This is a genomic window from Pyxidicoccus xibeiensis (assembly GCF_024198175.1).
GTDB classification, from domain to species: Bacteria; Myxococcota; Myxococcia; order Myxococcales; family Myxococcaceae; genus Myxococcus; species Myxococcus xibeiensis.
Map to the genome: position 1 here is coordinate 240558 of NZ_JAJVKV010000010.1, position 19014 is coordinate 259571.

The window sequence follows — 19014 nt, forward strand, 5'->3', positions numbered from 1 at the left end:
GACGTACTCTACTTCAAGGATGAAGCCCTGACGTGAAATTGCCGCCGTGGAAGATTCAGGAGCCATCACTTCGCCCACCGGTGTGAGGCGCCTTCACCGCTGGCGGCTTCCCGGAGATGGCGAGGGCGGTGCAGGCCCCCAGGGGGAGGGCCCGGCACCGCCCCGGTGACTACCGCTTCTTGTCGTAGAACGGGTTGAGGTCGATGGTGACGCCGCCGACGGAGACCTCGCCGCTGGCGACATCCGTGGCGGCATCCGCGATGGCATTGAGCGCATTGCCGGCGATGCGTCCGACTTCGCCGCCCAGTTGCACCAGGCCCTCCAGCGCGCTCTTGGCGGCGCCGATGCCCTGCTGGGCCAGGCTGTTGAGGTGGTTGACGGCCTCGCCCGCGAGCTGCCCGCCGACGCTGGCCAGGTCCTTCAGCGCGTCCACGCCCGCCTCCTTCAGGTCCTTGAGCGCGGCGAGCAGCTCCTTGCCACCCTCGGTGAGGTTGTCCTTCCAGGCCTTGGCCACCTCCTTGAAGGAGGCGACGCCGTCCTTGAGCAGCTCCACCGCGAACTTCTTCGCCCAGTCCGCGCGCCGGTCGACGAAGTCCTTGATGGCGGTGGCGGCCTCCTTCGCGGCCTCGCCGCCCTTGCGGGCCAGGTCGGACAGCGTCTGCCCCACCCACTCGCGCACCTCGCGCGCGGCGGCGCCGGGGTTCTCCGCGATGTAGCGCAGCGTCTCTACGCCCTTGGCGCCCGCGTCCTTCAGGCCCTTGATGACGCTCTCGGCAATGGCCTTGCCCTGGTCGCCCAGCGCGCGGATGCCGTCCCAGGCCTTCTTCGCCAGCTCGCCGCCCTGCTTGAGGAGGTCCGTGAGGGCCTTCTTCGCCAGGTCGGCGACCTCGCCGGGATTCTTGGCGGCCCACGTGAGCAGCTCCAGGCCCTTCTCACCGGCCCGCTTCGCGCTGTCGATGGCGGAGGACAGGCCCGCCTTCGCCGCGTCGATGAGCTCCTTCGCCTTCTCCTTCGCCGCGCCCTTGAGGTTCTCGTAGCCGGCCTGCAAGTCCTGCAGCGTGGAGACGGCCTTCTTGTAGAGCGCCTTGCCGCTCTCCGTCACGAAGTCCGCGCCGGACTCGACGAGGCTCTTGAGGCCCTCCAGCGCCTGCTTCGCCACGGGGCCGGGGTTCTGGGCGATGTACTTGAGCGTCTCCAGGCCCTTGAGGCCGGCCTTCTTCGCCTCGTCGATGACGTTGGCGACGACCTTCTTCGCCTCCTCGGCGAGCTGGCCGCCCTTCTCGATGACGGTGTTGTACGTCTCGAGGGCCTTCTTCGCGACGGCGTCGCCGTACTTCGTGGGGTTGCGGATGACGTCGGCGAGCTGGCGGATGATGCCGGCCGCCGTCTTCATGCTGTCGCCCGCGGCCTCGGCGGCGGAGACGCCCGCGTACTCGGCGAGCTGCACCGCGCCCTTGGCGCCCTTCTCCACGCCCCACTCCACCAGCTTCGCGGCCTCCTCCGGCCCGTAGTAGGCGGCGAGCGTGGCCAGGCCCTGCGGCCCCTGCGCGGCGGCGGTGGCCACGTTGATGGCCTTCATCCAGTCCGGGGCCTTGTAGCCCTGCGGGTCCTTCTCGAACTTCTCCTTCTCGGCGGTGAAGGCGATGTCGAGCGCCAGCTCCGCCACGCCGAAGCCCAGGCCCACGCCCGCGTTCACCAGCGCGCCCACGCCGGTGAAGTCCAGCACGGTGCCCACCACGGCATCCACGCCGTTGAGCTGCGCGCCCACGAGCGCGAAGTAGCCCAGGTCCTTGTTCTTGGACTGGAGCTCGGCGGCCTCGTTGGCGTACTTCACCGTGTCGATGGCGGCGGGCACGGCGCCGAGGAAGGGAATGGCCTTGGAGAGGTTCTTGAAGACCTTCTCCGCGACCTCCTTGCCCACCTCCACGCCCATCTTCCCCAGCATGCCGTCCAGCGCCTTCAGGCCCTGGGACAACAGCTTGCTGCCGCCCTTCTCCAGCAGGGGCCCCAGGCCCTTGAGGCTCGTGTTGAGGGCGTCCGCGCCGGCGCCGTCGGACAGCTTGAGGAGGAAGCCGAGCGCCTCGGAGTCGAACTCCTTCACGGCCTTGGCCAGCACCTTGGCGGCGTCGTCATCCAGCTTGGTGGCGAGCGTGCCGAGCTGCTGCGCCACCTTCGGGTCGCTCAGCGCCTTGGCCAGCACGCCGTGCTCCAAGCCGCCCAGGGCGCTGACGAGCCGCTTGCCCGCGGCCGGGTCCAGCTTGTCGAGCTGGCCCACCAGCCCGTCCAGCACCTTCGGGTCGGTGATGCCCTTGAGGACGGACTCCAGCTTGTCCGGGCCGCCCAGCTTCGTGGCCACGTCGCTCAGCTTCTGGAGCTGCTCGGGGGACAGCTTCGCGGCCAGCGCGGGGTCCAACCCCTTCACGGCGACCTTCGCGGCGTCGGCGCCCTTCTGGGCCAGCTCGGTGGCGTCCTTCTGGGACAGGCCCCCGCTCATCAGCAGGTCCTTGAAGGCCTTCAGGTCCTTCTGGAGGTCCGGGAACTCCGCGGCGAGCTGGGCGGCGGCGAGCGCCTTGTCCCCGGCGGACGCCTTGGGGTCCACCAGCGTGAGGGCGGCGCCCGCGGCGCGCAGCGCGCCGTCCAGCTTGCGCAAGTCATTGGCCAGCTTCGGCGCATCCGCGCCGGCGAACTCCTTGAGGGCGCTGGCCAGCTCCACCGTGGCCTTGGCCTTCTCGAGCCCCGTCTTGGACGGGTCGCTCCAGGTGGCCACCGCGTCGATGAGCTTCTCCGCGGCGGGCAGGCCGTTGAGGGTCTTCTTGAGGACGCCCTTGAGGTCCTCGGGCGCGAAGATGTCGCCTGCGGACTTGGCCAGATTGAGGGCGGCCTTGGCCTTGTCCACCGTGGAGGCCTTCGGGTCGCTCAGCGTGCCGAGCGCGCCCAGGGCCTCAGAGTTGGTGGCCAGCTTCGCCAGCTTGCTGTCCTTGAGACCCAGCCGTTGCAGGGCGTTGGGCACCGTCTCCGGGAACTGCTTGGACAGCTCTCCCAGCGCGGTGGCCTTCTCCGAGAACGAGCCGGTGGCGAGCTTGCTGAGCGCGTCGTAGGCCTTCTTGAGGTCCTCCTTGGACTTGTCCTTCAGCTCCGGGAAGAGCTTGGGCAATTCCTCGGGCGTCTTCGGGAGCGCGCCGTTGCCCGCGGGCGGGGACGCGCCGTCCAGGTTCACCTGCGGGCGAGCGCCGGCGGCGTTCTGGGCGGAGAACTGGTCATTGGTGAAGGCCTGGGGCTGCTGCGGGCGGGCCTGGTTCTGGGGCGTGCTCTTCGCCGCGGCGGCCTGGCGGGCGGCGGCCTCGGCGGCGGCGCGGGCCGCGGCTTCGGCGGCACGTCGGGCGGCCTCCGCGGCGGCTTCAGCGGCGCGGCGGGCGGCTTCAGCGGCGGAACTGTCGACGGGCCGGGACATGGGGTCTGTCTCCTGAGAATCCGGGGATATGACCATTGTCGTCGGAACGAGTGGCGCGGTTGCGCGCCTGCCCCCCGGTACGGCATGCCCGTGAAGGGGGATGTGGGCCCCTGTCAGGTAACCAGCAGGCCCATGAGCAGGTCGTCCACGAGCGCGCCGTCGTCGGCCCGGAGGAAGGCCCTGCGCGCGCCCTCGTGCTGGAAGCCCATCGCGCGGTAGAGGGCGATGGCGCGGGGGTTGTCGGCGCGCACGCACAGCTCCACCCGGAGCACCCGCTGTCCGTCCGTGTCCCGGTGCGAGCGCACCCACTCGAGCAGGTGCTGCATCAGCAGGCGTCCCACGCCCAGCCCCTGGGCAGCCGGGTGGACCCCAATGCCCAGCACTCCCACGTGGCGCAGCATCCGGTAGCCAAGGCGCAGCACGGACGCCTCGCCCAGGAGGGCGCCGTCCTCCGATTCCACGAGGAGGGGGAAGGCGGTGCCATCCGTCTTGTGGAGCCCCGCGCGCTCGCGGTCCGTGGCGTAGGCCGCGGCATCCGGGGGCAGCTCGTCCTCGTGCTTCACGACCCCCTGCCGGGCCTGGACGATGGCTCGCTCCAGCACGTAGAGCGCCGCCGCGTCCGCGTGGGTGGCCCGCCGGATGGAGCAGGTGCGACCGTCGCGGAGTGGAACCCGAAGGGCCTTGGAGTGCATGGGCGCGAGGGTAGCGCGTCCTCTATCGTCCCCGGCATGAATCCCCAGGCCTTCGTCCCGCCCTCCCGCGCCCGCCTCGTCGCGCTGGCCTGCTGCGCCCTGGCCTTCACCGTGGGCTGCAGCGATGACCCGCCCGAGACGCCCGTGGGTCGCGGCGTCCTGCTCATCGGCAACACGCGCGCGGACAACGTGGTCCGCGTGGACGCGGAGACAGGCGAGTTCCTCGAGGACTTCGTCGCGGACGATGGGCCGGCGGGGCTCGCCGCGCCGGATGCGCTCGTCTTCGGTCCGGAGGGAGACCTGTACGTGTCGAGCGGCGCCACGGAGGAGAACTCGGCCATCGTCCGGTACGACGGAGAGACGGGCGAGTTCGTCACGGTGTTCGCCGTGGCCCGGGGCCTGGTGCGCCCGTATGGCCTGGCCTTCGGGCCGGATGGGCTGATGTACGTGAGCAGCTTCCTCACGGACCGCATCCTCCGGTTCGACGGGGAGACGGGGACGTTCATCGACGTCTTCGCCACGGGGAACGGCCAGCCGGGCGGGCTCAATGGCCCCAACGGGCTGGCCTTCGGACCGGATGGCCGGCTCTACGTGACGACGCAGGGCAGTGTCGGCGTGGATGGCCAGCCCACCTTTCCCGGCCTCCCCAGCCAGGTGCTGCGCTTCGACATCGCCACGGGAGCGGCGGAGGTCTTCATCGACCAGCCCGCGCTGTCTCCGGCGGGACAGGGCTACATCAGCCTGCTCGGGCTGGCCTTCGGGCCGGACTGCGGCCGCGCTGGCGGCGCGTGTGACTTGTTCGTCAGCGACTTCGCCAATGACATCCGCCGCTATGACCTGGAGACCCGGGCGCTGGAGGCCACGCTGTCCACGAACTACTCGGGCACGGTGCCGTCGGAGAACAACGTGGGGTACCTGAGCTTCGACGACGCGGGCAGGCTCTTCACCGTGGGCTTCGACAACGTGCAGGGAGGAGACCTGCGTGGCGCCGTCCTCCGCTTCGACGGGCGGACGAACGCGCCCCTGCCCTCTGCTGGAAACACGGGCGCCATCTTCATCCCGCCCACGACGCGGCTGGTGCGCCCCATTGGCATCACGTTCACCCGCCAGTAGCCTTGTCCCCCGGGGCCCGGAGGCGGGCCCGGCTTTGCGCTGAGGGGGACGTCGACTTGATGATGAGCGCCACTGCCGCTGCCAGCGGCGAGGAGCACGAGCTCGCGCTGCTGCTGGGAGGCCGCTGCCGCCGCTGCGCCGAGCGGATTCCGGGAGGCACCGCGCTGCGAGGCAGGCCGTGTCCCCGGTGCGGCGAGCAGACGCTGCCGAGCGCCGTGGACCGCGAGGTGCTGCACCGGCTGTCCTCCGAGCGCGCCAACGTGCGGCTCTGGGTGGCGGTGGTCGTGGTGGCGGTGGCGGGGCTCGCCGCGAGCTGGTTCCCGCTGCTCACGTCCGTGCTGCTCATCGCCGCGCTGGTGTGGATTCGCGTGACGATGGTGCGGCCGGCGCTGCAGCTGCTCGGACCGCAGCGGCGGCTGGTGTCGCGGTGGACGCTGCGACTGGCGGCGGGCTGCTTCGTGTCGCTGGCCATCCTCTTGTTCGAGCTGCTCACGTTCATCCCGGGCTTCGGGGCCTTGGCGAAGGTGGCGCTGAGCGCGGGAGAGGTCGCCGCCGCCGGCATCTTCGCGCGCCGCTACCTGGCGTGGCAGACGGAGCGTGAGGCCCGAGGCATTGCGGTGGCGGGCTGGGAGGTGGCGCTGCTCGTGGGCTTCATGGTGATGCTGCTGGTCTTCACGGCGGCGTCCGTGATGCTGGTGTGGTGGGTGCTCCAGAAGCTGGGGCTCCTGCAGGGGTTCCTCGCGGCGCCGGTGGGGGCTTGAGCCATGCTTTCCTTCGCACTGATTTCACAGCTCATCGGGCTGAGCAGCGCGTCCGGGACGCGCGCGGGCGGAAGCCTGCTGCTCGTGGCGCTGGCGTCGCACTATCACTACGTGGCGCTGCCGCCCGAGCTGGAGTGGATGGCCACGACGCAGGCGATGGGTGCCTTCGTCGCGCTGCTGGCATTCGAGATGTACACGCAGCGGGATACTGACCTGCGCATGCTGCTGGGCCTGGCGCAGTTCGGCCTGAGCGCTGGGAGCGGCGCAACGGTGGCGCTGGCGTCATTGGACGTGCAGACGGGGCAGGTTCCGCCGTGGGCGGTGGGCGTGGTGGGCGCGGGCATCGCGGTGGCGACGCTGACCTTGCGGCAGTGGCTGCACCGGAACGTGGAGCAACTCAAGACCGAGGTGCTGCACCCGCAGAAGTGGCTCTTGCGCACGGAGGACTTCTTCGGCCTGGGCATGGCGGCGGTGGCGATTCTGTGGGCGCCGCTGGCGCTGGTGCTCGTGGTGTTGTTCGCGGTGGGCTGCGGGGTGGCGGGGCTGGTGGCGCACCGGGTGGAGGCCCGCTACCGGCGGCCGTGCCCCGCGGGCTGTGGAGCATCCATCCGCCAGGAGGCGTCACGCTGCCCGAAGTGCCGGGCCGACGTGCCCGTGGCGGCGCGGCTGGATTTGAGGCTGGCCGGCCGGGCGCAGGATGCGATTCGGGGGGCGCTGGCTTCGGTCCCTGATGCGAAGACCGAGCATCCTTCGGACTTCCGCGCCAGCTCGTAAGACGGGAGGCCATGAAGGCGACAGAGGGCCTTCAGTGCGCGATTCCGCCTGTGGGATTGCGTCGTCCCGGAAGTGGGGCAGCCCTTCGCTCTGCCGCCAGCGCGGAACGCCTTCTCCCGTGCATCCACGACTTCTCCGTTCATGGCACGCTTCTTCCAGGGTTCAAGCCCGGACGAAGCAGGAGCGGAGGATGCACCCATGGCGGCGGCCGGGCTGACGACACTGTGGCAGGACATGCGCTACAGCTTCCGCGGGCTGCGGCGCACCCCGGGCTTCGCGCTGGTGACGGTGCTCGTCCTGGCGCTGGGCATCGGCGCCAATGCGAGCCTCTTCTCCGTCCTCAATGCCGTGCTGCTGCGCCCCCTGCCCTTTCCCGAACCGGAGCGCCTGGTCATCGTGCAGCAGGCGAAGCAGGGCGAGCTCGGCGGCGTCTCCTATCCCAACCTGCTCGACTGGCGTGCCAGCAGCACCTCCTTCGAGCGCCTCGCCGTGTACACCGGCACCCGCTTCACCCTGAGCGGCCAGGGCGAAGCCGAGCGCGTCTCCGGTGTCATCGCCTCCGCGGACCTCTTCCCGCTGCTGGGCACTGCGCCAGCGCTGGGGCGCACCTTCTGGCCGGAGGAGGATCGGCTCGGGGGCAGCCGTGACGGCGTCCGGCCCGTGGTGCTGAGCCATGCCTTCTGGCGGCGTCAGTTCCCCGGCGTGGGCCCGGGAGACCCGAGCGTGCTGGGGCGTGTGCTTCGTCTGGACGACGTGCCCTTCACCGTCGTGGGTGTCATGCCCGAGGGCTTCGTCTTCCCGCTCCAGCGCGAGCCGGTGGACCTGTGGGTGAGCGTGGCGGTGGATGCCGAGCCCAGCGCGTATGGCGGCACCATCCCCACGAGCCGCGGCTACATGCGCTACGACGCGGCGATTGCCCGGCTCAAGCCGGGTGTCTCCGTGGAGCAGGCCCAGGCGGAGCTGAGCGCCGTAGCGGCGGAGGTGGCCCGCACTCACACGGACTGGGGCGCGTACACCGGCGTGCGGGTGGTGCCCGGGCTGGAGCGGCTCGTGGGCTCCGTGCGGCCGGTGTTGCTGCTGCTCTTCGGCGCAGTGGCGTGCGTGCTGCTCATCGGCTGCGTCAACGTCGCGAACCTCCTGCTCGCACGGGCCACGGTGCGCAAGCGCGAAGTGGCGGTGCGGCTCGCGCTGGGGGCGAGCCGGGCCCGCGTGGTGCAGCTGCTGCTCACCGAGAGCCTGCTGCTCTCCTGTCTTGGCGGAGCGCTCGGGCTGCTGCTCTCCGTCTGGTGCGTCGACCTGCTTCTGGGCTTCGCCCCGGCCGACGTGCCTCGGCTGGACGAGGTGCGCGTCGACGGCGTCGTGCTGGGCTTCACCCTGCTCCTGTCGCTGGTGACGGCGCTCGGCTGCGGGCTCGCACCGGCGCTCGGCGGCTCGGGGCCGGGGCTGCGCGAGGCACTGAAGGACGCGGGCCGGGGCGCCACCGGAGGTCGGTCAATGCTGCGCCTGCGAGGGGTGCTGGTGGTGGCGCAGACCGCGCTCGCACTGGTGCTGCTCGTGGGCGCGGCGCTGCTGATGAACAGCCTGGTGCGGCTCACGCACGTGGACCCGGGCTTCGCCTCCAGTGGCCTGCTGACGGTGAACCTGGACCTGCCCGTCTCCCGCTACCCGATGCGCTCGGCGCAGGTCTCGCAGTTCTATACGACGCTGGTGGAACGGCTGCGGGGGCTGCCTGGCGTCACCGCGGTGAGCACCGCCGAGCTCCTTCCGCTGAGCGGGTTGAACAATGGCACCAGCGTGGAGGTGGAAGGGGCACCGGCCTCTGCGGACAGCGCCTCGCGGCTGCGGTTCGTGGGCCAGGATTACTTCCGAACCCTGGGCATCCCGCGTGTCGCCGGGCGCGACTTCGTGGCGAGCGACGACCGGTCGGCGCCTGCCGTGGCGGTGGTGAACGAGGCATTCGTGCGCCGCTTCCTCGCGGGCCGAGAGCCCCTGGGCCAGCGCGTGAAGCTGGGCTGGGGCGGTGGCACACCGAAGGAAATCGTCGGCGTGGTGCGGGACGTGAAGCACGAGAGCCTGGGTACGGCGCCGGAACCCGAAGTCTATGTGCCCCACCTGCAGTTCCCGCTCAATGCGCTGACCGTCATCCTGCGCACGTCGCGAGACCCGCTGGCGCTCGTGCCCGACGTGCGCGCCGAGGTACGCGCGCTGGACGCGGGGGTGCCGCTCGCGGGGGTGCGGACGGTGGAGGCGTTCATCGACTCATCCCTCCTGCCCCAACGCTTCGTGACGCTCCTGCTGGGCGTGTTCGCGGGTGTCGCGCTGGTATTGACGCTGCTCGGGCTGTCCAGCGTGATGGCGTACACGGTGGCGCAGCGCACGCACGAGTTCGGTATCCGTACTGCGCTGGGGGCCCAGGCGTCGGACGTGCTGTGGCTCGTGCTCCGGCAGGGCGTGCGCCGCACCTGCGTGGGCGTGGGCCTTGGCGTGGTGGGCGCCCTCGTCCTCACCCGGCTGCTGGAGCAGTGGCTTTACGGCGTGACGCCCACGGATCCGTGGACCTTCGCCGCCGCCTCGCTCCTGCTCACCACAGCCGCGCTGTTCGCCTGCTACGTCCCGGCCCGCCGCGCCACGCGCGTCTCTCCGCTGGTGGCCCTGCGCTCCGAGTAGGGCGCGGGCACCGCCTCGTGGAGGCCATCAGACATACAACCCGTTGTTCAATGCGCGGTGACTCCGGCTCAGCGCGTAGGCAACGCGTGGAACGTCATGCCGGCCAGGTCCAGGCGCCGCGCGGCCTCCACGAATTGCTCGGTCCCCACAATCACCGTTGAGTAGTCACCCACCCGGAACAGGTCCAGTTCCGAGGGCAGGGACGCCGCATCCAGGATGGGTTCATCCGGCAGCCGGAAATACACCCAGCCACAGGTTTCGCAGGGTGGCGGCGCATCCGGCGGAATGCAGTCCCGGTGCAGTCGCCCGTGAGGTTCAATCTGGAGTTCCAGCAGCTCCGGCAGGTCCTTCGGACTGGCACGCAGTCATCGGCGACGGGACGCTGGCCGACGCCATCCTCGACCGGCTGGCCATCCCACAGGAGGCTGCGCCGTAATCTCACGAACTCACTGTCTCACTCGCGTTGACAGGTTCCGCTGCGTCGTCAGCCACAGTGTCATCCTTCCTCTTGGCCTTTGTGTGGCTCGGAGCACGCGGAGCCCATTGCCTGGAGAGTGCCCATGAGACTGCATCGCGCCGTTGTGTTGTTGCTCTTGCCCCTGCTGACCGGCTGCGCCACGGCCCGTGTGGTGCGATTGGAGACGGACCGGGGTGAGGCTCTCACCTTCACCCCTCGCACCGACGAAGCCGGGCCCGTTGAGTTGGAAGAGGACGAATTCAAAGAGGCCCTGTCCGAGCATGCACGAGCCCGGCGGCCTCCGGCGCACCCGCAAGAGGCCGCCCGGCTGCTGTTCGAGATGGACTCGCGTGGGGGAACGTACCTCTTCGATGCGCGCACCCGCCGGGTCACGCCGCTTGGGCCGGGCGAGCACGTGGAGGGGGAGCCCTCCGAAGTGGACTTGGAACTGACGCGCGCTTACCTGCGCTGGTGCGAGCGTACCGGGAGGAGGGGAGATTGCCTGCACTTGCTGGCAGAGGGTCCCACGGTGAACGGGGATGGTCGTTACGCGCTAGCCATGGCGCTCGCCCAAGACGCGGTGAACGAAGAGATGTTGGACGCGTTCAAGGAAATGGCCGACCCACATGCCATGCTGGCGGCGGCGTTGTGGACGGGCACGCTGTATCTAATCTTATGGACGGTGCCCGAGCCGGTGAGCAAGGGCTTGGCTGCTGTCATGACAGCTACCTTGGTTGTCTACCTGGGCGTGGACACGTTCTGGGGCCTGATAGCGGGCTTCCGGCGGCTGGTGGAAGAGGCGGATCGGGCCCGCACCTTTGACGAACTCCGCGACGCTGGTGAGCAGTACGGGAAGGTGATGGGGAGGAACGCGGCGCGCGCATTCGCCCTGTTCGCCACGGTGGCCATCGGGAACACGGCGGCAGGGTTCGCGGGCAAGGTGCCGACGCTGCCCGGCTCGGCGCAAGCATCCATGCAGGCTGGTTCCCGCGCGGGCATCGTGCTGTCCGCCGTGGGCGAAGTGCAGGCTGTGACGGTGACGGGTGAAGCGGTCACCATGGCGCTCGCCTCGGGCGCGGTCTCCACGACGGCGCGGGGTATGGACGGAGCGGCGGTCGGCCCGGTGGACGCGAAGGGCCACGATCACCACATCGCGACGGACAAGTGGTGGGACTCCGATAAGAATGGTGGCCCATGGTCGCCCCTATTCCAAAAGGTTTTCGACAAGGCGGGCATGTCGTTGAACGATCCGGCCAACATCATCAACGTCAAGGGCCATAAGGGGCCGCATCCGCAGGAGTACCATCAACGAATCCTCAACCGTCTGACCGAAGCAACAGAGGATTGCCGCAGCATGCGGCAATGCCGCGAGGCGCTAACATCGGAACTCAAGAGGCTGGCGAGGCAGATTTCCACACCAGGCACTGAGCTGAACAAGCTCGTAACGCGCTCCTAGAGGCCCAGAATGGTCAGCATGCCAAAACGGTACTTCGAGCTCTCCGCCGATATGAGCCTGCCGGGACGGTGGTCCCTCGGCATTCCCACTGACCCGCGGGGCCGCGAAGTGGCCGATCCTTGGATCTTCAAGAAGGGACAACTGATTCCCAATCCAGGGCGCTTGAGGATTCCCATTGACGTTCCTGGAAAGGCGTTTGACTTCACCCTGGCGGGCCTCTCGACTCCGGTCGTACACATCAGGGTCGCTTCCCTACTTACGGAAATAGCTGCTAGCGACGTGCAGATCTTACCGGTGGACATCGCGGGTCAGCCTGATCAGTTCTGCATTCTCGTGGCTGCGAAGCTCATTCGTTGCATCAACGATGCGGCGTGTAAAGAGGTTGAGCTTTGGAGGCCGGAGGATGGGCGACCTGAGAAGGTCGGGCAGTATCGGGACGTCTACGGGATGCGGATCGATAGCGCGAAAGTAGGCGCGGCGAAGGTGTTTCGGCCATGGGGATGGGCCATCGCTCTTATTGTTTCGGAGGAAATCAAGTCAGCATTGGAGCGCATTGGGACCACCGGAATGTCGTTCACGGAGGTATAGGCCTCGAAAGCGCTTCAAGATGCCGATAGAGCCTGAGAGGAAGGCCTGCCTCCAGCTAGGCAGGCACCCTCCCCCCTCCGCACCCTGTCACTCCCCACCTTCAAGCAGAGACACTCCACCCCTCCCCCACCCCGGCCGCTCCTGGCATGCTGCGGTGGCCTCCATGTCCACGGCCGAATCCATCGCCCCCGGGAGTCCGGTCCTCCGGGTGGCCCAAGTCGTCCCCCGCACCGAGGCTGAAGGCCCCGGCCACCGCTTCGCGCTGTGGGTCCAGGGCTGCGCCCTGCGCTGCCCGGGCTGCTGCAACCCGGAGATGTTCGCCTTCGAGCGCGGCACCGTCATGTCCGTGGACGACCTCGCCGCGCGAGTCCTGTCTACCCCCGGCATCGAGGGCCTCTCCATCCTGGGTGGCGAGCCCTTCTCCCAGCCCAGCCCCCTCGCTGACCTCTGTGAGCGCGTGCGCGCCGCCGGCCTGAGCGTCATGGTCTTCAGCGGCTACACGCTCGCGGAGCTCAAGGCCCAGACCCGGCCCGACGTCGAGCGCCTGCTCGCCACCCTCGACCTCCTCGTCGACGGCCGCTTCGAGAAGGACCAGCCCGAGACACAGCGCCGCTGGATTGGCTCGCGCAACCAGGTCATGCACTTCCTCACCGCGCGCTATGCGCCGGAAGAGGCGCAGTTCACCGCGCCCAACACCGCGGAAGTCCACTTCGTCGAAGGCAAGCTCATCATCAACGGCTGGCCCGAGCTCGCCGACCGGCTCCGCCCATGATTCACGTCGCCAACGCCGAGCACGACCTGCTCACGCTCACCCGCGCCATCATCGGCCTGGGACAGTACGCCCCCGTCGAGGATGTGCTCCGCGACCGCCACACCGTCCCCGAGAAGCTGAGCCCCGGCGCCCTCCACGTCCTGCAAGACACCCTGTCCAAGGGCAGTGTCCTCGCCCTCGCCCGGTGCGGCGGCTGGCGCAAGCAGCGCTACCTCGACGGCGGACAGGAGCGCTCCAGTCGCCTCTGGGAGCGGTACCCACCGCCCGCGCTGCACTTCTCTCCCCTGTGCATCCACACCCTGCGCTGGCTCGTGGAGCAGCCGCTGGTGAAACACGGCTGCAAGCAGCTCACCGTCTCCGAGCTCCCCACCGTCGCGGACGAGCTGTTCCTCTACCTGACGTGCCGGCTCGTCGCCGGGACGCCGTGCGCGAAGTCCGTCGGCGCCCAGGCCCTCTTCCGCGGCTCCGCGCTCTGCAGGCTCGGCTTCCCCGAGCTGCTCGACGTGCCGCCCCCGAGCTTCAGCGCGAAGCACTTCGCCCCACTGCTCGCGGGCGGAGGCTGGCTGCTGGACGCCCTGCGTGGGGACCTCGCGCACCGCTGGCGCAAGGTGGAGGAGTCCAAGCGCTTCATCGTCGACCCCGCGGAGGGGATGGCACTCGGCGCCGCGCAGGAGGCCGTGCTGTCCGCGTTCCTCGACGCCGTGGAGGCCGCCGGACGCCGGGAGCTCGCGGGCTTCCTCGTCGAGGCAGCCCGTCCCCTGATGGACCAGCCCGCGTCCCGCTGGGTGGAGGGCCTGTCCCTCACGGCCTCCCTGGGCAAGCGGGCCGAAGCCGCCAGGGCCTCCGGGGCCTTCCTCCGCTCGCTGAGCCGGCTGTCACGCTGGGACGCCGAGCACCGCGCCGTGCGCTTCTTCGACGACGGCTACGAAGCCGCCCAGCTCCTCCTGTCCGAGTGGAGCGCCTTCGGTGAGCCCGGCTTCCGCCGCGCCGCGGACCTGGAGCGGGAGCTGTCCACCTCGCTCACGACCGCTGGCGCGTTTCCCGCTACCCTTCCCCCTCCTTCCACCGGGAGCACTCCATGAGCCGCGCCTACCGAGTCTCCGTCTCCGAGTCCCTCAACCGCGTGGTGCAGGCCGAGGACGGCATCTGCTCCAAGCTGGAGCTGCTTCCCCTGCTGTCTCGCGAGGAGCTGGCCGGACTGCTCGCGGAGGAGCTGGCGGGCCGCGGCTTCACCCGTGACGGCGACGTCGCCGTGCGCACCGAGTCGGACGGGGTCCGCATCGCCGTGGACGTCACCACCGGCGAGGTGAGCGTCACCCTCGCGGAGCAGGCCCAGGTGGAGCTCACGGCCCGGGGCGAGAAGGTCGTGGGCAGCCCGGCCGAGATGGAAGCGGCCCGGGAGGAAGCCCGGGCGAAGGCACTCGCACGGCTGGAGAACGAGGCGGAGGATGCCTCCGAGCGCCTGCGCGAGCAGCTCACCCGCCGCCTGGAGGGCCGGCTGCGCGACCTCAAGTCGGAGCTGGACGCCGTGGCGAACAAGGTGACGGCCGAGGCCCTGAAGACGCGTGCGCGGCAGCTCGGCACCGTGGAGGAGATTCACGAGGACGCCGCCACCGGCTCGCTCACCATCAAGGTGCGCGTATGAGCCAGCGCGTCCCCGAGGAGTCGCTCCCCACCGAGCTGTCGGCCTTCGCCGCCGTGGAGGCCGCCTACCCCGCCGAGCTGGGCCGCGTCTGTGAGGCGCTGCTGCGCGGCCTGCCGGTGATGATTGAGGCCGACAAGGAGCTGACGCCCTACTTCTACAAGTGCCTGCGAGACAGGCTGAAGAAGGACGGCAAGCAGTTCCTCTACCTGGACGGCCGCGCCGCGCAGGAGCCGCCTCCGGGCATGCCCCCGCCCAGCATGATGGCCACGCTCATCGGCCAGCTCCGGGACGCGGTGCGCGGCGCGGTGCGGGAGCGCATCGTCGTGCTGCCCCACCTGGACCTGCTCACCACCAGCAGCGGCGGCCTCACCTCCGAGGCGCGCGAGGTGATTCCACTCCTGTACGAGAACCCCGAGATGGTCTGGGTCGGCTTCAAGGACCCGTCCTTCGCGGTGCCCCGCGTCATCGAGAACCTCTTCCCGCACAAGGAGAGCATCCTCGGCGTGGGGCGCGACCGTCTGCGCTACCTCATCACCCAGCGCGAGTGCCGCAAGTTCGGCCGGGGCCTGCTGCCGTACACGCTCTACAAGCACGTCTCTGGCGTCAACGCCGTGCGCCTGCGCCGGCTGCTGGGCGCGATTACGGGCGAGGACTACCCCGCGGACCCGAGGCCCGCGTACGCGCAACTGCGCACCGCCACGCTCACCGGCAACCTCAGCGTGCCGGACATGGACCTGAACGCGGACATCGGCGGCTACGCCAAGGTGAAGGAGCGGCTCCAGCGCGAGATTCTGGACGTGCTCGCGCACAAGGACACGCTGAGCGACCCCGAAGCGGTGAAGCGCGTGGAGGGGCTGCTGCCGCGCGGGATGATTTTCTGGGGCCCGCCGGGCACCGGCAAGACGCTGTTCGCCAAGGCCATGGCGTCCTCGCTGGGCGCGGCGGTGCAGGTGGTGAGCGGCCCGGAGCTGAAGAGCCGCTGGGTGGGCGAGAGCGAGGAGAACCTGCGGCAGATCTTCGTGCGTGCCCGGCAGGCCGCGCCCAGCATCATCGTCTTCGACGAGCTGGACTCCTTCGCCGCCGCGCGTGGGACCTTCACCGGCTCCGGCGTGGAGCACTCCATGGTGAACCAGCTCCTCACGGAGATGGACGGCTTCCGCAAGGAGGAGCTGGTCTTCGTGGTGGGCACCACCAACTTCATGGAGTCGCTGGACCCGGCGCTCCTGCGGCCCGGCCGCTTCGAGTTCCAGCTGTGCATCCCCTACCCCAACAGCGCGGACCGCCGCGCCATCCTGTCCATCTACGACAAGAAGCTGGGCCTGGGCATGACGGAGCGCGCCCTGGACTACGCGGTGAAGCGCACGGGCGACCTGGTGGAGGGCACCGGCACGCGCTTCTCCGGCGACCACATCCAGGCGCTGTGCCGCGCCCTGGCCCGGCGCCGGCTGCGCGAAGCAAAGCAGACATCCACCGAGGCGGTGGACGTGGAGAGCGCCCTCTCCGACTTCCTCGACCGGCCGGAGCTCACGCCCGCGGAGGAGAAGGTGGTGGCCACGCACGAGGCCGGCCACGCGGTGTGCGCTCTCTTCTGCCCGCATGCGCCCGCCATCGACCGCATCAGCATCCGCGGGGACCTGGCCGGCTCGCTGGGCCACGTGAAGTACGCGGACCCGGCGCACCGCTACGTCGTCACGCGCGGGCAGCTGCTGGACAGCATCTGCATGCTCTTCGGAGGCCGCGAGGCGGAGGCGCTGCTGCTGGACGACCTGTCCCTGGGCAGCGCGCACGACCTCGCCCGTGCCACGGAGATTGCCCGCGAGCTGGTGGAGGAGCTGGGCATGGGCGGCGACGGGGTGCCGGTGCGGCGCTTCGATGCTCCAGGACGCGAGGCCGACCGGCACGCCCTCTCCGACTCCACGCGCAGCACGTTGGAGGCCGCGGTGCAGGTGGTGCTGGAGGAGCAGCGTACCCGGGCGCGCGACATCCTCCAGCGTGAGAAGGCGCGGCTCATGGCGCTGCGGGACTTGCTCATCGAACGCAAGGTGTTGGACCGCGAGGCCTTCACCCACCTGGCGCCCGCCGCGGCGGCGCAGAAGAAGGAGCCCGCCCATGGCTAGCCTCATCCTCCGGCTGCAAGTAGACCCGGCGACGGGCCGCAAGGACGTCATCATCCAGTACGAGAGTGACTCGGACGCGCTGCCCATGGAGCACGAGGAGGAGCACCGCCGCCTCGTGGACAAGCTCATCGCCGGCGGCACGCTGAAGGCGTCCGAAATCGGCCGCGTCATCGTCCAGCGAGACACCCCGGCCGGCCAGGCCGCCGAGCCCACGTCGGTGGCCGAGGAGGCTTCCGGCAAGGTGGGTCAGAAGGCCTGACGTGCGTGTCGGCGCTCTCGAGGCCGGGCGCTCGCGGCCGCTCTGAGCCCCCGCGGAGCGCAGGCCAAGGCGTCAGTCCCGCCGAGCGTTGCGCCTGCCGCCACCACCCGGCACGAGCCGGGGCTCCCCGTCCCGCCCGCCTGCCCTGGCAGGGGCGCTGCACGCGCCAGCCGTTCCTAGCTTGGACGGTGCGGGGCTCTTCTACCGCGGCCTCGCGGAGGAGAGCACCATGCCCGTGGACCCGCAGCGTGAACATGCCAAGCCCGGCGGAGGGCTACCCTCGGGACTGACGCCCGACCGGGTGGAACAACTCAGAGCCCAGCTGCGCGGTGGGCTCGTCCGGCCGGGAGACGCTGACTACGAAGAGGCCTGCCGCATCTACAACGCCATGATTCGCAAGCGCCCGGCGCTCATCGCCCGGTGCACCGACGTGGCGGATGTCATCGCCACCGTCAACCTCGCCCGCGAGCAGGGGCTCACCCTCGCCATCCGTGGCGGCGGTCATAACGGCGGCGGGCTCGGCCTGTGCGACGAAGGCGTGGTCGTGGACCTGTCCCGCATGCGAGGCGTCCGGGTGGACCCGAACGCGCGCACGGTGCGCGTCTCGGGCGGCAGTGTCTGGGGGGATGTGGACCACGCCACCCATGCCTTCGGCCTCGCCGTCCCCTCGGGCATCATCTCCACCACGGGCGTGGCCGGCCTCACGCTGGGCGGAGGCATCGGCCATCTCTCGCGCCGCTTCGGCCTCACCGTCGACAGCCTGCTCTCCGTGGACCTGGTGCTCGCGGACGGGCGCTTCGTCACCGCGAGCGCCGAGCAGCACCCGGACCTGTTCTGGGCCGTGCGCGGTGGTGGCGGCAACTTCGGTGTCGTCACCTCCTTCCAGTTCCGAGCCCACCCGGTGGACACCATCATCGGCGGCCCCACCCTCTGGCCCCTGGAGCGCACCACGGAGGTGATGCAGTGGTACCGCGAGTTCCTCCCCGCCGCACCCGAGGAGCTCAACGGCTTCTTCGCCTTCATGACCGTCCCGCCCGTGGCCCCGTTCCCCAAGGAGCTGCACCTGAAGAAGATGTGCGCGGTGGTGTGGTGCTACACCGGGGACCCGGCGCGCGCGGATGAGGTGTTCGCGCCGGTGCGCGCGCTCTCCCCAGCGCTGCATGGCGTGCACCCCATGCCCTTCCCCGTCCTGCAGAGCGTCTTCGATGGGCTCTACCCACCGGGCCTGCAGTGGTACTGGCGCGCGGACTTCGTGCGGGAGCTGAAGGACGAGGCCATCGCCCGGCACGCGGAGTTCGCCGAGCGGCTGCCGACGATGCACTCCACCATGCACCTGTATCCCATCGACGGGGCGGTGCACCGGGTGGCGCCCGGAGACACCGCGTTCAGCTACCGGGATGCACGCTGGGCCGAGGTCATCGTCGGCGTGGACCCCTCGCCGGAAAAGGCACAGGCAATCACCACCTGGGCGAAGGAGTACTGGGACGCGCTGCACCCCTACTCAGAGGCCGGCGCCTACGTGAACTTCATGATGGACGAGGGCCAGGAGCGGGTGCAGGCGACGTACCGGGACAACTACGCCCGGCTGGTGCAGGTGAAGGACCGCTACGACCCGGACAACCTCTTCCATGTGAACCAGAACATCCTCCCCACGGCCAGGGGCCCGGCCATGCCGAAGGCCTGAGCAAGGCCCTGCGCGAGCACCGGAGCGGACTGCCGGTGCCCGCCTCATGAAGATGCACCGGCGCCGGGCTCGCGAGGGCCCGGCGCGATGCGCCTCCCGCCGCGTCAGTCCCAGGCCAGCGGGGCCTGACACTCGCCGCACTGCCGCTGCGCCAGGTCCAGCCACGCCAGCGCCTCGTCCAGCACGCGCTGCGGGGTGCCGGAGTGGAGGTCCACCGCCGCGTACAGCCCGCCGAAGCGGCTGGCCACGCCGAGGCGGCCCTGGCCTCCGAAGACCTCCGCCAGCGCGTAGGACACCCGGCCCTCCACGTCCACCAGGGCCCCCGGAGGCACCGGCACGCCCTCACGTCCCGGGGGCACCACCGTCATCACCTCGGCCTCCTCCTTGCGCAGCCCCGGAGCGCGCTCCTGGAGCGCCCGGTGCAGCGCCTGGCACACGTCACAGCCGGGGTGCAGCAGGGCCACCAGCATGTCGCGCCGCTGCCACGCGTCCAGCGTGCCACGCGGAGGGCCGCTTGCCGCCTCGAGCCGGAACAGGGGGACCTCGCCTCGCTCGTGCATCCTCCACCTCCTCTCCTC

Annotated in this window: 15 protein-coding genes and 1 pseudogene; 12 read left to right on the plus strand and 4 right to left on the minus strand. The window is 70.2% G+C overall.

Annotated features, from left to right (window positions below; all coding sequences use genetic code 11):
• Positions 1-169: 169 nt before the first annotated feature.
• On the minus strand, positions 170-3451 hold the full coding sequence (locus LXT23_RS35355; RefSeq protein ID WP_253984803.1) for a Dauer Up-regulated: 3282 nt from the start codon (positions 3449-3451) through the stop codon (positions 170-172).
• Positions 3452-3564: 113 nt separating this feature from the next.
• Entirely contained in the window at positions 3565-4143 is a 579-nt protein-coding gene (locus LXT23_RS35360; RefSeq protein ID WP_253984804.1) for a GNAT family N-acetyltransferase, read from the minus strand.
• Positions 4144-4179: 36 nt separating this feature from the next.
• Between LXT23_RS35360 and LXT23_RS35365 the strand changes: the two genes are divergently transcribed.
• From LXT23_RS35365 to LXT23_RS35380, 4 genes are all read left to right on the plus strand, one after another.
• On the plus strand, positions 4180-5256 hold the full coding sequence (locus tag LXT23_RS35365) for a Vgb family protein (RefSeq protein WP_253984805.1): 1077 nt from the start codon (positions 4180-4182) through the stop codon (positions 5254-5256).
• A 59-nt stretch (positions 5257-5315) separates the two neighbouring features.
• Positions 5316-6017, plus strand: a complete 702-nt coding sequence (locus tag LXT23_RS35370) for a hypothetical protein (protein WP_253984806.1) — start codon at positions 5316-5318, stop codon at positions 6015-6017.
• Positions 6018-6020: 3 nt separating this feature from the next.
• Positions 6021-6791: a DUF4126 domain-containing protein gene (locus LXT23_RS35375; protein ID WP_253984807.1), complete on the plus strand. Its 771-nt coding sequence runs from the start codon at positions 6021-6023 to the stop codon at positions 6789-6791.
• Between the two features lie 198 nt (positions 6792-6989).
• The gene (locus LXT23_RS35380) at positions 6990-9458 is read left to right on the plus strand and encodes an ABC transporter permease (protein WP_253984808.1); all 2469 of its coding nucleotides are present in this window, start codon (positions 6990-6992) and stop codon (positions 9456-9458) included.
• A gap of 68 nt (positions 9459-9526) precedes the next feature.
• On the opposite strand, the pseudogene sitI6 reads toward LXT23_RS35380, so the two are convergent.
• Positions 9527-9823, minus strand: a pseudogene (gene sitI6, locus LXT23_RS35385) (SitI6 family double-CXXCG motif immunity protein); the annotation flags it as partial.
• A 195-nt stretch (positions 9824-10018) separates the two neighbouring features.
• Between sitI6 and LXT23_RS35390 the strand changes: the two are divergent.
• From LXT23_RS35390 to LXT23_RS35425, 8 genes are all read left to right on the plus strand, one after another.
• On the plus strand, positions 10019-11371 hold the full coding sequence (locus tag LXT23_RS35390) for an AHH domain-containing protein (RefSeq protein WP_253984809.1): 1353 nt from the start codon (positions 10019-10021) through the stop codon (positions 11369-11371).
• 18 nt (positions 11372-11389) lie between these two features.
• The gene (locus LXT23_RS35395; RefSeq protein ID WP_253984890.1) at positions 11390-11959 is read left to right on the plus strand and encodes a hypothetical protein; all 570 of its coding nucleotides are present in this window, start codon (positions 11390-11392) and stop codon (positions 11957-11959) included.
• Positions 11960-12122: 163 nt separating this feature from the next.
• Entirely contained in the window at positions 12123-12731 is a 609-nt protein-coding gene (locus LXT23_RS35400) for a 4Fe-4S single cluster domain-containing protein (RefSeq protein WP_253984810.1), read from the plus strand.
• Positions 12728-13813, plus strand: coding sequence for a hypothetical protein (locus LXT23_RS35405; RefSeq protein ID WP_253984811.1), 1086 nt, complete (start codon positions 12728-12730; stop codon positions 13811-13813). Before LXT23_RS35400 ends, LXT23_RS35405 begins: the two co-directional genes overlap by 4 nt.
• Complete coding sequence (locus tag LXT23_RS35410; RefSeq protein WP_253984812.1) at positions 13810-14376, plus strand: hypothetical protein; 567 nt, start codon at positions 13810-13812, stop codon at positions 14374-14376. The genes LXT23_RS35405 and LXT23_RS35410 overlap by 4 nt, the downstream gene beginning before the upstream one ends.
• Positions 14373-16493, plus strand: coding sequence for an AAA family ATPase (locus LXT23_RS35415; protein ID WP_253984813.1), 2121 nt, complete (start codon positions 14373-14375; stop codon positions 16491-16493). Before LXT23_RS35410 ends, LXT23_RS35415 begins: the two co-directional genes overlap by 4 nt.
• Positions 16486-16752 (plus strand): hypothetical protein, encoded by a 267-nt coding sequence (locus LXT23_RS35420; RefSeq protein WP_253984814.1) that lies wholly within the window; start codon positions 16486-16488, stop codon positions 16750-16752. Before LXT23_RS35415 ends, LXT23_RS35420 begins: the two co-directional genes overlap by 8 nt.
• A 301-nt stretch (positions 16753-17053) precedes the next feature.
• Complete coding sequence (locus tag LXT23_RS35425) at positions 17054-18436, plus strand: FAD-binding oxidoreductase (RefSeq protein ID WP_253984815.1); 1383 nt, start codon at positions 17054-17056, stop codon at positions 18434-18436.
• Positions 18437-18540: 104 nt separating this feature from the next.
• On the opposite strand, the gene LXT23_RS35430 is transcribed toward LXT23_RS35425, so the two are convergent.
• Complete coding sequence (locus LXT23_RS35430) at positions 18541-18996, minus strand: thioredoxin domain-containing protein (protein WP_253984816.1); 456 nt, start codon at positions 18994-18996, stop codon at positions 18541-18543.
• Between the last annotated feature and the right edge of the window lie 18 nt (positions 18997-19014).

Bases quoted from the DNA above. Each gene is read 5' to 3' on its own strand.
- LXT23_RS35355 (WP_253984803.1), bottom strand. From the start codon at position 3,451: ATGTCCCGGCCCGTCGACAGTTCCGCCGCTGAAGCCGCCCGCCGCGCC.
- LXT23_RS35360 (WP_253984804.1), bottom strand. From the start codon at position 4,143: ATGCACTCCAAGGCCCTTCGGGTTCCACTCCGCGACGGTCGCACCTGC.
- LXT23_RS35365 (WP_253984805.1), top strand. From the start codon at position 4,180: ATGAATCCCCAGGCCTTCGTCCCGCCCTCCCGCGCCCGCCTCGTCGCG.
- LXT23_RS35370 (WP_253984806.1), top strand. From the start codon at position 5,316: ATGATGAGCGCCACTGCCGCTGCCAGCGGCGAGGAGCACGAGCTCGCG.
- LXT23_RS35375 (WP_253984807.1), top strand. From the start codon at position 6,021: ATGCTTTCCTTCGCACTGATTTCACAGCTCATCGGGCTGAGCAGCGCG.
- LXT23_RS35380 (WP_253984808.1), top strand. From the start codon at position 6,990: ATGGCGGCGGCCGGGCTGACGACACTGTGGCAGGACATGCGCTACAGC.
- LXT23_RS35390 (WP_253984809.1), top strand. From the start codon at position 10,019: ATGAGACTGCATCGCGCCGTTGTGTTGTTGCTCTTGCCCCTGCTGACC.
- LXT23_RS35395 (WP_253984890.1), top strand. From the start codon at position 11,390: ATGCCAAAACGGTACTTCGAGCTCTCCGCCGATATGAGCCTGCCGGGA.
- LXT23_RS35400 (WP_253984810.1), top strand. From the start codon at position 12,123: ATGTCCACGGCCGAATCCATCGCCCCCGGGAGTCCGGTCCTCCGGGTG.
- LXT23_RS35405 (WP_253984811.1), top strand. From the start codon at position 12,728: ATGATTCACGTCGCCAACGCCGAGCACGACCTGCTCACGCTCACCCGC.
- LXT23_RS35410 (WP_253984812.1), top strand. From the start codon at position 13,810: ATGAGCCGCGCCTACCGAGTCTCCGTCTCCGAGTCCCTCAACCGCGTG.
- LXT23_RS35415 (WP_253984813.1), top strand. From the start codon at position 14,373: ATGAGCCAGCGCGTCCCCGAGGAGTCGCTCCCCACCGAGCTGTCGGCC.
- LXT23_RS35420 (WP_253984814.1), top strand. From the start codon at position 16,486: ATGGCTAGCCTCATCCTCCGGCTGCAAGTAGACCCGGCGACGGGCCGC.
- LXT23_RS35430 (WP_253984816.1), bottom strand. From the start codon at position 18,996: ATGCACGAGCGAGGCGAGGTCCCCCTGTTCCGGCTCGAGGCGGCAAGC.